Origin of the sequence: Actinomadura rubteroloni (genome assembly GCF_002911665.1) — a bacterium.
Classification (GTDB): Bacteria; Actinomycetota; Actinomycetes; order Streptosporangiales; family Streptosporangiaceae; genus Spirillospora; species Spirillospora rubteroloni.
The window spans coordinates 293438-306115 of sequence record NZ_MTBP01000005.1 but is presented as its reverse complement, the minus strand read 5'-3'; the positions used below and the strand labels follow the sequence as shown (position 1 = coordinate 306115).

Genomic DNA, 12678 nt, shown 5'->3' with positions numbered 1-12678 from the left:
GTGCTGCACGCCGAACGTTGTCACTCCCGTGACAACATCGCGCCGACATCCTCAACAACAAGCCACGTTTCGGGACAATCCAGACCATCACCCCGCTTAGCGGGGCCGTCCGGACTTCCTTTTCCTTCCCGTCCGGGAGCCTCCCGACGCCCGTTTCGTCCCACCGGATGCGCGCCCCGCGCGGGCGGCGGTCTCAGGTGCCGGTGAGCAGGGACAGGGCGCGGTCCACGTCGTCCTCGGACGTGCTCAGGTGGAACGACGCGCGCAGCCGGCCCGCCCGCTCGGCCACAACCACGCCGTGCTCGGCCAGGCGCGCCGCCGTCCCGTCCGGGACGCGCAGCGACACGATCGCCGACGCGTCCGGCGGCAGGCCCAGACCCGCCCGGAACCGGTTCGCCAGCCCCACGTCGTGGCGCAGCACCGCGTCCGCGCCGACCCGCTCCAGCAGCTCCAGCGCCGCCGCCTGCCCCGCCCACGACGGCCACGCCGGGGACAGGTCCAGCCGCCGCGCGTCCGGCGCCAGCCGCAGCTCCCCCGCGTACAGCGACGCCCACGGGTCCTCGGAGGCGAACCAGCCCGCCGCGACCGGCCACACGCCCGCCAGCGCGTCCGGCGCCACCGTGAAGAACGCCGTCCCGCGCGGCCCCATCAGCCACTTGTAGCCGCCGCACACCACGAAGTCGGCCGCCGCGGCGTCCACCGGCAGCCACCCGCACGCCTGCGTCGCGTCCAGCAGCACCCGCGCGCCCGCCGACCGCGCCGCCGCCGACACCTGCGCCAGCGGCGCGATCCGCCCGTCCGCCGACTGCACCACCGACACCGCGACCAGGTCCGCGCCGTCCGACGCCGCGTCCGCGACCCGCTCCAGCGGCACCGACCGCACCCGCAGCCCCTCGCGCGCCAGGAACGGGTGCACCAGCGACGCGAAGTCGCCGTCGGCCACCACCACCCGCGCCCCGGCCGGCAGCGACGCCGCGACCAGCCCCACGAAGTACGACGCCTGCGGGCCCACCGCCACCCGCTCCGCCGGCACCCCCACCAGCCGCGCGAACGCCGCCCGCGCCACCGGCACCGTCGCCTCCACCCCGGCCGGCGACATCAGGCCCGCCGCGCGGTCCCGCTCGGCCGCCAGCATCGCCTCGTGCGCCGCACGCGGCGGCAGCCCGTACGACGCGGTGTTCAGATACGCCACGCGCGGCGCGAACTCCCCGCGCGCCTCCTGCACCGACAGCGACCCGCCCGCGATGTCCATACCCCGATGATGGACGACGCCGCCCCGCCCGCCCATAGGGTGCCCGCATGACCACACCCGCCGCCTACCTCACCGGGCTGTTCGGCCTGCACGGACGCGTCGCGCTCGTCACCGGCGGCAGCTCCGGCATCGGCCGCGCCATCGCCACCGCGCTCGCCGCCGCCGGGGCCCGCGTCGTCCTGCTCGCCCGCGGGGAGACCGCGCTGCGCGACACCGCCGGGGAACTGCGCGCCGCCGGGCACGACGCCGACTACGTCGTCGCCGACCTCGCCGACCGCGCCCAGGTGCGCCGCGCCGCCGCCGACGCCGCCGTCCCGTTCGGGGACCCCGACATCCTCGTCCACAGCGCCGCCGTCAACCTGCGGCCCCCGCTCGGCGACCTCGGCGACGACGTCTGGGACACCACCCTCGCCGTCAACCTCACCGCCCCGTTCCTGCTCGGCCGCCACTTCGCGCCCCGCATGGCCCGGCGCGGCTACGGGCGCATCCTGCACCTGTCGTCCCAGCAGGCGTTCCGCGCGTTCGCCGACAGCGGCGCCTACGGCGCGTCCAAAGGCGGCGTCACCGCGCTCGCCCGCTCCGAGGCCGAGGCCTGGTCGCCGCACGGCGTCACCAGCAACGCGCTCGTCCCCGGGTTCGTCGCCACGCCGCTGAACGCGCACCTGTCCGCCGACCCCGGCCGCGTCGCCGCGCTCGCCGCCCGCACCCTCACCGGACGCAACGGCGTCCCCGCCGACTTCGCCGGCGCCGCCGTGTTCCTCGCCGGCCCCGCCGCGTCCGCCGTCACCGGCCAGGCCATCTTCGTGGACGGCGGCTTCTCCGCCCACTGACCCGCCGCCCACTGACCCGCCCTCAGAACCCTTGGATCGCTCCCGTCAGCGGGCCGCCGCCGCGCACCCTGCCGCGCGCGTCGGAGGGCGCGCGTCGGAGGGCGCGCGTCGGAGGGCGCGCGTCGGAGGGCGCGCGTCGGAGGGCGCGCGTCGGAGGGCGCGCGTCGGAGGGCGCGCGTCGGAGGGCGCGCGTCGGAGGGCGCGCGTCGGAGGGCGCGCGTCGGAGGGCGCGCGTCGAGCCCGGTCGCACGGCCCCGCCCGGCGACGGGGCGCGCCGAGCCCGCCGAGCCCGCCGAGCCGCTGGCCGCGAGCGGCGTGCGGAACGCGCCGCCGCCGCGCCGTCAGGCCGGGCGCGCGGTCCGGTCGCGCGGCGCCGCACGCGGCGCGTTCGGCCCGGCGTCGGCCCGGCCTGACGGCGGGCTTCTGGTGAGACGTCCGGCAAGCGGGTCGGACGCCTTTCCCGGGCGGGGTCAGGTCGCGTCGTGCTGGGCGGCGATGCGGTCGATCGACTCCGCCAGCGCGAAGTCCTTGGCCGTCAGGCCGCCCGCGCTGTGCGTCGTGAGCGAGAACGTCACCGTCCGCCACCGGATGTCGATGTCGGGATGGTGGTCGGCCGTCTCCGCCGCCCGCGCCACCTCGTTCACCACCTCGATGCCCGTCAGGAACGACGGCGCCGTCACCGACCGGTGGATCCGGCCGTCCGTCCGCTCCCACCCCGCCAGCTCCGTCAGCCGCGCCGCGATCGCCGCGTCGCCCAGCACCTCCGCCATCGTGTGCTCCTCCCCGCCCGGCGGCGCCGGGCTCCCCCTGCCAGATGCCCCGCGCCGCCACCCTCACACCACCCGTCACACCCGGCCGGCCGTCAGGTCGTACAGGGTCGTGCCCGCCACCGTCCGCGACGGGAACGACGCCGCCACCCACCGCGCGATCCGCTCCGCCGCGTCACTGCCGCCCGACCCGCCGCGCGCTCCCGGCATCGCGCCGCCGACGAAATAGCGGACCTTCCTCTGGGCGACCAGCCGCTGGAACTCCGCCAGCGTCGGCGCCGGGTCCGTCCCGTTGAACCCGCCGACCGCCATCACCGGACGGCCGCTCGCCAACTGCAGCCCCGCCGCACTGTTGGAGCCCACGGCCGCCGCCGCCCACGTGTACGACGACGCGTCCGCCCGCAGCAGCGCCGTCACCTGCGCGTCCGGCGTCGCCGCGCCCAGCAGCCCGCCCATCCCGCCGCCCATGCCATCGCCCGGCCCACCGGCCGCGCCGCCGCGCTGGCCGCCCGCCACGCCGTCCGCCGGGCCGCGGCCGCTGCCCGGGGCGCCGGGGAAGCCGGTGCCGGGGCGGTTGCGCGGCAGCCCGGGCGGTGCGCCGCGCATCCCGCCGGGCGGACGGCCCGAGCGCCGCCCCGGGCCGTCGCGCGCCACCGCCGGACCCGCCGTCACGATCGACCCGGTGTGCGGCGTCCCCGCCGTCTCCACCGCGTACGCCGAGGGGCCCGCCAGGCACGCAGCGACCGCCGCGAACGACGCCGCCGCGACCGCGCGGCGCGGCAGCAGATGCAGCGCCGCGAGGGCCGCCGCCGCGCACAGGCCCGCCGCGAGGACGAGCGGACGCAGCCACGGCAGCCACCCCGGCGACCGTCCCAGCAGCACGAACGACCACACCGCCGTCCCCGCCACCGCGACCGCCAGCACGCCCGCCGCCGCCGGGGAGCGGCGCCGCTCCCACAGCACCGCCGCGCCCAGCCCCGTCAGCGCCGCGATCGGCGGGGCCAGCGCCACCGTGTAGTACTCGTGGAAGATCCCCCGCATGAAGCTGAACACCGCGCCGGTGACCAGCAGCCACCCGCCCCACACCAGGAAGGCCGCCCGCAGGGCGTCCGTGCGCGGCGCCCGCCGCACCGCCCACAGCCCCGCCGCGAGCAGCAGCAGCGCCGCCGGGAGCAGCCACGCGACCTGGCCGCCGATCACCGGGCCGAACATCCGCGCCCAGCCCGCGTCCCCGTCCAGGTTGCCGAGGCCGCCGGTCTCCGCGCCGTTCAGCCGCCCCAGCCCGTTGTAGCCGAGCGCCAGCTCCAGCACGCTGTCGTGCTGCGACCCGCCGATGTAGGGACGCGACCCCGCCGGGACCAGCGCGACCGCCGCCACCCACCAGCCCGCCGCGGCCACCAGCGCCGCACCGCCCGCCAGCAGCCGCACGACCCGGCCCCGCAGCCCGCCCGGCGCCACCGCCAGGTACACCGCGGCGAACACCGGCACCACCAGGAACGCCTGCAGCATCTTCGCCAGGAACCCCGCCCCGACCAGCGCGCCGCACACCACCACCCACCGCGCCCGCGCGTCCTCCCGCGCCCGCAGCAGCGCGTACGCCGCCGCCGTCAGCAGCAGCACCAGCAGCGCGTCGGGATTGTCGAACCGGAACATCAGCGCCGCGACCGGCGTCACCGCCAGCGCGGCGCCCGCCAGCAGCGCCGGGACCACGCTGCCCGGCGTCCGGCCCAGCGACCGCCGCACCGCCGCGTGCAGCAGCGCGACCGTCCCCACCCCCATCAGCGCCTGCGGGACCAGCAGGCTCCAGGAGTTCACCCCGAACAGCCGCGCCGACAGCGCCATCGGCCACAGCGCGCCCGGCGTCTTGTCCACGGTGATCGCGCCCGCCGCGTCCGACGCCCCGAAGAAGAACGCCGACCAGCTCTCGGACCCGGCCTGCGCCGCCGCCGCGTAGAACGCGTTCGCCCAGCCCGACGCGCCCAGGCCCCACAGGTACAGCGCCGCCGTGGCCGCCAGCAGCACCCCCAGCGCGGGCCGCGCCCACACCGGATCGCCGTCCCGCGCCGCCGCGGTCATGACGCCTCCAGCCGGTACAGGACGGACGAGCCGTCCGACGTCCCCCCGTACGCCGACGCCGGCACCCGCGTGCCGTGCTCGCGCACCCACGCGCTCACGCCGTCCGCACCGCGGTCCGGGCCGAAACCGCCTCCGACCAGCACGTACCGCAACCGGCCCGACCGCACGAGCGCCTGAAGCTTCCCCACGGTCATCGCCGGGTCGGAGCCGGTGAACCCGCCCATCGCGATCACCGGACGGCCCGTCGCCAGGATCAGCGACGACGCCGACTGCGCGCTCGACACCGCCACCAGCCACCGCGCCGACCCCTGGTTCCGCTCCAGGTAGGACGTCATCTTCGCGTCCACCCCGCCGCCCGGCCCGCCGCCGAACCCGCCGCGCATCCGCCCCGGCCCGCCGCGCGGCGCCATCCCCGACGGAGCGCCCGACCCTGCGCCGGACGGTGCGCCGGACGGTGCGCCCGGCATGTTCCGGACGCCGGGTGGCATCGCGGTTCGGTCCGGACGGCCCGGGAAGCCCGCGCCCGCCGACGGGCCCGCCAGCGGGTTCGTCCCGTTGGACGCCGCCGACGCCGCCGCGACCGCGTAGGCGCCCGGCCCCGCCAGGCCCGCGACCACCGCAGCCGCCACGGCCGCGGGCAGCACCCGCCGCGCGGCCCGCGCGTACCGGGCCGCGAGCAGGCCCGCGACCGCCGCGACCGCCGCCGCGGCGACCGTCCAGCGCAGCCACGGATGCCAGCCCGGCGTCCGCGCCAGCAGCGCGAACGCCCAGCCGCCCGTCACCGCCACGCCCGCCGGAACCGTCCACGCCCAGCGCCGCCGCCGGTACAGGTCGGCGGCGAGGACCGTTCCCGCCCCGGCCAGCGCCGCGACCGCCGGGGCCAGCGCCGTCGTGTAGTACGGGTGGAACGTGCCCTGCGCGAAACTGAACACGGCGTAGTGGACCGCCAGCCACCCGCCCCACAGCAGCAGCGCCGCGCCCTGGACGTCCCGGCGCGGACGCCGCGCCAGCAGCAGCCCCCCGGCCAGCAGCACCAGGACCGCCAGCGGCAGCAGCCACGAGATCTGGCCGCCGACGACGTCGTTGAACAGCCGTCCCGCGCCCGGCTCTCCGCCGAACCCCGCACCGCCGCCCGCGCCGCCGCCCGGCGCGTCGCGGCCGAGGATCCGGCCGAGGCCGTTGTAGCCGACGACCAGGTCCAGCACCGTCCCGTCGGTGCTGCCGCCGATGAACGGCCGCGACCCCGCCGGGACCGCGTCGACCACGGCCATCCACCAGCCGCCCGACACCGCCAGCACCGCGCCCGCCGCCGCCAGGTGCGCCACCCGGCGCGGGAACGATGGACGCGCCGCGACCAGGTACGCCAGCGCGAACGGCGGGACGACCAGGAACGCCTGCAGCATCTTGGTGTTGAACCCGCACCCCACCAGGAACGCCGCCGCCAGCAGCCACCGCAGCCGCCCCCCGGTGACCGCGCGCTGCACCGCCCACGCCCCCAGCACCAGCAGCAGCACCAGCAGGGCGTCGGGGTTGTTGTCCCGGTCGATCGCGACCGTGATCGGCGTCAGCGCCAGCACCACCGCCGCCGCCAGCGCCGCCACCGGACCGAACGCCCGCCGCACCGTCGCGTGCAGCACCGCGACCGCCGCCGTCCCCGCCAGCGCCTGCGGCAGCAGCAGCGCCCACGGGCCGAACCCCAGCACCCGCGCGAACAGCGCCTGCACCCACAGCGCCAGCGGCGGCTTGTCCACCGTGATGAACGACCCCGCGTCCAGCGACCCGAAGAAGAACGCCTTCCAGCTCTGCGTCGCGCTCTTCACCGCCGCCGCGTAGTAGGCGTTCGCCGTCCCGCCGCCCGGCAGGTCCCACGCGTACAGCGCGAACGCCGCGACCAGCACCGCCCACAGCGCCGGACGCGACCAGCGCGGCCCGTCCCCGCCGAGCGCGGCCCGGCGCAGCACTCCCGGCGCCGCTTTCGGCTCCGTCCCGGCCGCCGTCACGACGCGCCCCCCTCGCCGCGCGGACGGAAGATCCACGCCCGCATCAGCACGAACCGCGCCAGCGTCGCCAGCCCGTTCGCCGCGACCAGCGCCAGCACCTCCACCCCGCGCGGCGCGCCCGGCGCCGCCGCGTGCAGCGCCGCCAGCCCGCCCGTGCTCAGCGCCAGGCCCAGCAGGAACGCCAGCAGGCCCTGCGCCTGGTGCCGCAGCGCGCCGCCCGGCCCCGTCACGCCGAACGTGAACCGGCGGTTCGCCGCCGTGTTCCCGACCGTCGTCACCACCAGCGACACCGCGTTCGCCGCCAGCGGGCCCAGCACCGTGCGCAGCAGGACGAACAAGGCGAGCTGCGCCGCCGTGCTCACCGCCCCGATCACCGCGAACACCGGGAGCTGCCGCGCCATCCCCGCCGGCAGGCCCGCCGCCGCGTCCCGGCGGCCGACCGGCGCGCCGAACCCGCCCGTCAGCATCCGCCGCGCCACCCGCGCCATCCCGCGCAGGTCGTCGCGGGCCGTCCGCCACACCTGCACCCGGCTGTCGGGATCGTCCACCCAGTCCACCGGGACCTCATGGATGCGCAGCCCGTTGCGCTCGGCCAGCAGCAGCAGCTCGGTGTCGAAGAACCACTCCTCGTCCTCCACGCGCGGCAGCAGCGCCTGCGCGATCTCCGTCCGCGCCGCCTTGAACCCGCACTGCGCGTCGGTGAACCGCGCCGCCAGCGCCGCCCGCAGCAACAGGTTGTAGCAGCGGGAGATCACCTCCCGGCGCGGGCCCCGCACCACCGCCGCGCCCCGCGTCAGCCGCGACCCGATCGCCAGGTCGCTGTGCCCGGAGATCAGCGGCGCGACCAGCGGAAGGAACGCGTCCAGGTCCGTCGACAGGTCCGCGTCCATGTACGCGACGACGTCGGCGTCGCTGCCGCTCCACACGTGCCGCAGCGCCCGGCCCCGGCCCTTGCGGTCCAGCCGGACGGCCCGCACCCCCTCCAGCTCCGCCGCCAGGGCCTGCGCCGCGCGCCACGTCCCGTCGGTGCTGGCGTTGTCGGCGATCGTGATCCGGAACGGGTAGGGGAACGTCCCGTCCAGGTACCGGTGCAGGCGCCGCACGCTCGCGGCCAGCACCCGCTCCTCGTTGTGGACGGGCACGACGACCTCGACGAGCCGCGCGTGCCCCGGCGGCGGCCCGGACGGCGCGTCCCGCGCGCCGCTCTCGGTGATCAGGTGGCTCATGCGCTCCACCGTCGGGGCCCGGTCTGGGGGACCGGTGAGGCGCGCATGAACGCGCCATGAGAATCAGGACGGCTCGGCGGGCCCGCCCGGCAGGGACAGGCGCAGCAGCGCCCCGCCGCCGTCCGCGCGGTCCACCGCGACCCGCCCGCCGGTCTCCCGCGCCACCCGCGCCACGATCGACAGGCCCAGGCCCGACCCCGGCAGGCTCCGCGCCGACGGCGACCGCCAGAACCGCTCGAACACGTGCGGGACGTCCGCCGCCGGGATCCCCGGGCCCTCGTCGGCCACCACCAGCTCCCCGCCCGCCAGCCGCACCCGCACCGTCCCGCCCGGCGGGCTGAACTTCACCGCGTTGTCCAGCAGGTTCACCACCGCCCGCTCCAGCGACCCCGGATCGCCGCGCACGAACCACGGCTCCACCGCCGCGTCCACCCGCAGGCCCGGGCCGCGCAGCCGCGCCCGCTCCACCGCCCGCCCCACCACCTCGTGGAGGGCGACCGCCGCCTGCTCGGGGCCCCGCTCGTCCGGACGGCCCAGCTCCAGCAGGTCCCCCACCAGGCTCGACAGCTCCACCATCTGCGCCTTCACGCTCACCAGCAGCCGGTGCCGCGTCCCCGCCGGCAGCTCCCGGCCCGTCTGCTCCGACCGCAGCAGCAGGTCGATGTTGGTGCGCAGGCTCGTCAGCGGCGTCCGCAGCTCGTGGCCCGCGTCGGCGATGAGCTGCCGCTGCCGCTCCCGCGACGCCGCCAGCGCCGACGTCATCAGGTTGAACGACCGGCTCAGCCGGGCGATCTCGTCGGCGCCGTGCGCGGGGATCGGCGTCCCGAGGTCCTCGGTGCGGGCGATGTGCTCCACCGCGTCGGTCAGCTCGTCCACGGGCCGCAGCGACGCCCGCGCGATCATCAGTCCCGCGCCCGCCGACACCAGCACCCCGAACGCCGCCACCGCGCTCAGCATCAGCGCCAGGTCGTTCAGCGGACGGTTCACCTGGTCCAGGCGGATCGCGTACGACAGCGCCACCCGCGTCCCGTCCAGGGTCACCGCCGGACGCGTCAGGACCCGCACCCGCGTGCCCGCGCCGCCCGCCGTCACCCCCGACCCGTTGTGGACGGCCTGCGCCGCCCGGCCCGCCGCGACCTCCCGGTCCGCGCGCGTCACCGTCAGCGCGCCCGCGTCCGGGACGGTGCAGCGCGTCCCGTCGGCCTTCACCACCTGCACGATGTCGTACGGGCCGGGGAAACGGAACGTTGATCCGGATTCGGTGGGGTCCGGGGAGCACACCGCCGCCAGCCGCGTGAGGTCCTCGGCCCACCGCGCGCCGCGCCCGGGGTCGCCCGCCCGCCCCGGCGGGCCGCCCAGCACCCCCAGCCTGCGGTCCAGCTCCCGGTAGAGCTGGTCGCGGACCAGGAACCACGACAGCGTCGCGCACGCCGCCACCGCCACCGCCACCGCCGTCGCGATCAGCAGCGCCAGCCGCCCCCGCAACGGCAGCCGCCCCAGCGGCCGCCACGCCCGGCTCACGCCGACGCGCGCAGCACGTACCCCACGCCCCGCACCGTGTGGACCACCCGCGGCAGCCCGCCCGCCTCGGTCTTGCGGCGCAGGTACATCACGTACACGTCCAGCGAATTGGACGCGGGCTCGAAATCGAACCCCCACACCGTCTCCAAAATCTGCTCCCGCGTCAGGACCTGCCGCGGATGCAGCAGGAACATCTCCAGCAGCATGTGCTCGGTGCGCGTCAGGCCCAGCGGACGGCCCGCCCGCGTCACCTCCCGCGTCACCGTGTCCATCCGCAGGTCCCCGAACGTCAGGACGCCGCCCGGCTCGGCGCCAGCCGGGGCCGCCATCGCGGTCCGGCGCAGCAGCGCCCGGATCCGCGCCAGCAGCTCGTCCAGCTCGAACGGCTTCACCAGGTAGTCGTCGGCGCCCGCGTCCAGGCCCGTCACCCGGTCCCCGACCATGTCGCGCGCCGTCAGCATCAGCACCGGCATCACCTCGCCCTGCGCGCGCAGCCGCCGGCACGTCGTCAGGCCGTCCATCCGCGGCATCAGCACGTCCAGCACGATCAGGTCCGGGCGGCGCTCGGCGACCCGGTCCAGCGCCAGCGCCCCGTCGGCGGCCTCCTCCACCCGGTAGCCCTCGAACTCCAGGCTCCCCGCAAGCGACTCCCGCACCGCCGGCTCGTCGTCCACGATCAGGATCCGCGCCGCCGCGTCCTGCGTCCCCGCCTCCATGCACCCACCGTAACCACGCGTCCCGGCGGCCCCACCGCCGCCGCCGGGATTCTCATGCCGCTCTCAGGAACTTCTCAGCCGACCCTCAGCCCCCACGGCAGCCGCGCCACCGGCAGCCGCACCGCGCGAACCCGCACGGCGTACCGGACGGCACCGCCCACCGCCCCGACCGGCGTCCGCCGCACGCCCGCCCCGCCGGCCGCACCGCCCGGCGCGGGCCTTCCCACCGACGGCGACCCCGCCGCGTCCGGCACCGCTGCCCGCGCCTTCACCACGGATGCGTCCCGCGCACGCGTGGCCGCCTCCCGCGCGGACCCGTCCGCCGGTTCCGGAACCACCGGCCTGCGGACGACGACGGGCTCCCCGGCCGCCGACGGCCGTCCTGCGTCGCGGACGGCCGTCGCCCACGCGTCGTCCGCCTGCGCCGCGTCAGGGCGTGCCGTGTCAGTGCGTGCGGCGTCCCGCGACGCCGAGCGACCGCCCGCTTCGCGCGTTGCCATCGCCCAGGCTGATCCGTCCACCGGTTCTGATGCCGTCGGCCTCCCGGTCTCGCGCGCGGGCTTTCCGGCCGACGGGAGGTCCGCCGCCTCGCGGGTGGCCCTCGCCCATGCGGATTTGTCCGCAACGTCCGGGACTGTCGGTTTCCGGGAGTCGGCGCGCTTTCCGGACGCCGACGGCGGGTCCACCGGGCCGGAGGACGCCTCCACAGATCCGTCCGCCGGCTTCAAGACCGTCGGCTTCCGGGCACTGGCAGGCTCGCCGGACGCCCCAGGCAGGTTCGCCGGGCCGGACGCCGCCTCCGCAGACCCGTCCGCCGGTTCCGGAACCGGCGGACGTGCGCCCGCAGGCCTTCCGGCTGTCGGCGGCTGGTCCGCCGGGCCGGGCGTGGGCGTCAGCCGCGCGGGTCCGGCCGCGGGATTCGGGGGCGTCGGCTCGCTGGCCGGGGCGTCTGGTGCTTGCTCGGGCGCCGGCTTTCCGGCGGTGTGCGGGCCGGACGGGGCACGGGTGGCCGTGGCCCATGCGTCGTTTGCCGGTTCTGAGGGTGCCGGGATGCGCCGTGGTGACGGCTCGTCCGCCGCCGCGCGGGCCGGGGCGGGGCTGTCGGCGGCCGCCTCGCAGGCGGTGGGGGGCCGGGGCGGGGACGGGCGGGTCGCCGCCGTCCAGGTCGTCCGGGTCACGTCAACCACCACATCGCGGGCCACGTCGCGCAGCAGGCCGCGCACGCGCTCGCGCAGCGCCGCCTTCAGCGCCTCCCGCAGCAGCTCCGAGAGGACCGCCTCGACCGCCAGGACCGTCGCGCGCGCCGCCGCGCGGCCCGCCAGGTCCCGCGCCGTCCGCGCCACCGCGCTGCCCGCGACACCGCCCGCGACCGCCGCGACCATCCCGCCCGCCGTGCGCGCCGCGTCGCTGCCCGCCGCGCGCACCGCCAGGTCCGCCGCCGCCGACGACACCGGACGCAGCCCCGTGGTGTCGGCGGCGCGCGCCCGCACCGCCGTCGCCGCGCCCCGGACGGCCTCCCGCGCCGTCTCCCGCACCACCTGCACCGCCACGTCCCGGCCGACGTCCAGCGCGACCTCCACGGCGGCCTCGGCGACCGCGTCCAGCACCGCGTCCGCGACCGCCCGCGACGCGGCCTGCACCACCGGCGCCGTCACCGTCGCCGACACCGTGCGGCCCGCCGCGTCCGCGACGGCCTCCAGCGCGGGCGACGACGCCCGTGCGAACGGCCCCGCCAGCGGACCCGCCAGCCGCGCCGCGCGCTGGGCGGCCTGCCCGGCCAGCGCGACCGCCGTCGTCGTCGCGTCCAGCGCCGCGCCGGTCACCGGGTTGGACGCCGCCACAGCCCGCGCGTCCGCCACCGCCCGCTCGGCCGCCGCGACCGCCAGCCGCACCGCCGCGTCGTGGGCGGCGCGTTCCACCGCGCGCATCGCGGGCGTCCCGGCGAGCCGGTCCAGCATCCGCGCCGCGGCCGTGTCGGCGCTGGCGCCGGCCAGGTCGCGGATCATGTCGCCCGCGACGTCCTTGGCCAGGCCGCGGGCCGGTTCGGTCAGCGCCCCGGCCCGGCGGGCGGCGGGCGCCAGCTCGTCGCGCAGGCCCGCCCACAGCTCCTCCAGCCGGCCCGCCGCCGCGCGGTCCAGCCGCGTCACCAGGTCCCGCACCGGCTCGTCGGGGCCGCCCGGGTCCCGGTCCGCTCGTCCGTCCACGCCGCGCCCCCACTCGTCGGTCTCCTGCCACGATAACCGCCGGCCCCCGCCCTCCGGTTCCCGCGCGGCGGCGCGAAAAAGCAGTC

Annotated in this window: 9 protein-coding genes; 1 reads left to right on the top strand and 8 read right to left on the bottom strand. The window is 78.1% G+C overall.

Annotated elements, in window-relative coordinates; all coding sequences use genetic code 11:
* Window positions 1-193 precede the first annotated feature (193 nt).
* Window positions 194-1252 (bottom strand): aminotransferase class V-fold PLP-dependent enzyme, encoded by a 1059-nt coding sequence (locus BTM25_RS27830; RefSeq protein ID WP_103566466.1) that lies wholly within the window; start codon window positions 1250-1252, stop codon window positions 194-196.
* Between the two features lie 47 nt (window positions 1253-1299).
* Between BTM25_RS27830 and BTM25_RS27825 the strand changes: the two genes are divergently transcribed.
* Entirely contained in the window at window positions 1300-2082 is a 783-nt protein-coding gene (locus tag BTM25_RS27825) for an SDR family NAD(P)-dependent oxidoreductase (protein WP_103566464.1), read from the top strand.
* Window positions 2083-2552: 470 nt separating this feature from the next.
* On the opposite strand, the gene BTM25_RS27820 is transcribed toward BTM25_RS27825, so the two are convergent.
* The 7 genes from BTM25_RS27820 to BTM25_RS27790 form a co-directional block, all read right to left on the bottom strand.
* Window positions 2553-2852: a 4a-hydroxytetrahydrobiopterin dehydratase gene (locus tag BTM25_RS27820; protein WP_103566461.1), complete on the bottom strand. Its 300-nt coding sequence runs from the start codon at window positions 2850-2852 to the stop codon at window positions 2553-2555.
* Window positions 2853-2927: 75 nt separating this feature from the next.
* Window positions 2928-4925: a mannosyltransferase YkcB-related protein gene (locus BTM25_RS30775; RefSeq protein ID WP_103566459.1), complete on the bottom strand. Its 1998-nt coding sequence runs from the start codon at window positions 4923-4925 to the stop codon at window positions 2928-2930.
* Window positions 4922-6961, bottom strand: a complete 2040-nt coding sequence (locus BTM25_RS27810) for an ArnT family glycosyltransferase (RefSeq protein WP_235828732.1) — start codon at window positions 6959-6961, stop codon at window positions 4922-4924. Before BTM25_RS27810 ends, BTM25_RS30775 begins: the two co-directional genes overlap by 4 nt.
* Window positions 6922-8151, bottom strand: coding sequence for a glycosyltransferase (locus tag BTM25_RS27805; RefSeq protein WP_103566456.1), 1230 nt, complete (start codon window positions 8149-8151; stop codon window positions 6922-6924). Before BTM25_RS27805 ends, BTM25_RS27810 begins: the two co-directional genes overlap by 40 nt.
* 63 nt (window positions 8152-8214) lie before the next feature.
* Complete coding sequence (locus BTM25_RS30770) at window positions 8215-9672, bottom strand: HAMP domain-containing sensor histidine kinase (RefSeq protein WP_268877692.1); 1458 nt, start codon at window positions 9670-9672, stop codon at window positions 8215-8217.
* A complete protein-coding gene (locus BTM25_RS27795) occupies window positions 9669-10388 on the bottom strand; it encodes a response regulator transcription factor (RefSeq protein WP_103566453.1) in 720 nt (239 codons plus the stop codon). The genes BTM25_RS30770 and BTM25_RS27795 overlap by 4 nt, the downstream gene beginning before the upstream one ends.
* A 74-nt stretch (window positions 10389-10462) precedes the next feature.
* Complete coding sequence (locus tag BTM25_RS27790; protein ID WP_103566451.1) at window positions 10463-12592, bottom strand: hypothetical protein; 2130 nt, start codon at window positions 12590-12592, stop codon at window positions 10463-10465.
* Window positions 12593-12678: the final 86 nt, after the last annotated feature.